The organism is Klebsiella sp. EMBS2024 (assembly GCF_036233805.1).
GTDB lineage: Bacteria > Pseudomonadota > Gammaproteobacteria > Enterobacterales > Enterobacteriaceae > Klebsiella > Klebsiella pneumoniae.
Map to the genome: position 1 here is coordinate 83,381 of NZ_JAZARW010000004.1, position 737 is coordinate 84,117.

Genomic DNA, 737 nt, shown 5'->3' on the forward strand with positions numbered 1-737 from the left:
TGGGCACTGTTGCAAAGTTAGCGATGAGGCAGCCTTTTGTCTTATTCAAAGGCCTTACATTTCAAAAACTCTGCTTACCAGGCGCATTTCGCCCAGGGGATCACCATAATAAAATGCTGAGGCCTGGCCTTTGCGTAGTGCACGCATCACCTCAATACCTTTGATGGTGGCGTAAGCCGTCTTCATGGATTTAAATCCCAGCGTGGCGCCGATTATCCGTTTCAGTTTGCCATGATCGCATTCAATCACGTTGTTCCGGTACTTAATCTGTCGGTGTTCAACGTCAGACGGGCACCGGCCTTCGCGTTTGAGCAGAGCAAGCGCGCGACCATAGGCGGGCGCTTTATCCGTGTTGATGAATCGCGGGATCTGCCACTTCTTCACGTTGTTGAGGATTTTACCCAGAAACCGGTATGCAGCTTTGCTGTTACGACGGGAGGAGAGATAAAAATCGACAGTGNGGCCCCGGCTGTCGACGGCCCGGTACAGATACGCCCAGCGGCCATTGACCTTCACGTAGGTTTCATCCATGTGCCACGGGCAAAGATCGGAAGGGTTACGCCAGTACCAGCGCAGCCGTTTTTCCATTTCAGGCGCATAACGCTGAACCCAGCGGTAAATCGTGGAGTGATCGACATTCACTCCGCGTTCAGCNAGCATCTCCTGCAGCTCACGGTAACTGATGCCGTATTTGCAGTANCAGCGTACGGCCCACAGAATGATGTCACGCTNANAAT

At 52.6% G+C, this 737-nt stretch carries 1 protein-coding gene; it reads right to left on the bottom strand.

Annotated elements, in window-relative coordinates; translation table 11 throughout:
* Window positions 1-54: 54 nt before the first annotated feature.
* Window positions 55-723 (bottom strand): IS6 family transposase, encoded by a 669-nt coding sequence (locus tag VZP09_RS24775; RefSeq protein ID WP_328795546.1) that lies wholly within the window; start codon window positions 721-723, stop codon window positions 55-57.
* Window positions 724-737: the final 14 nt, after the last annotated feature.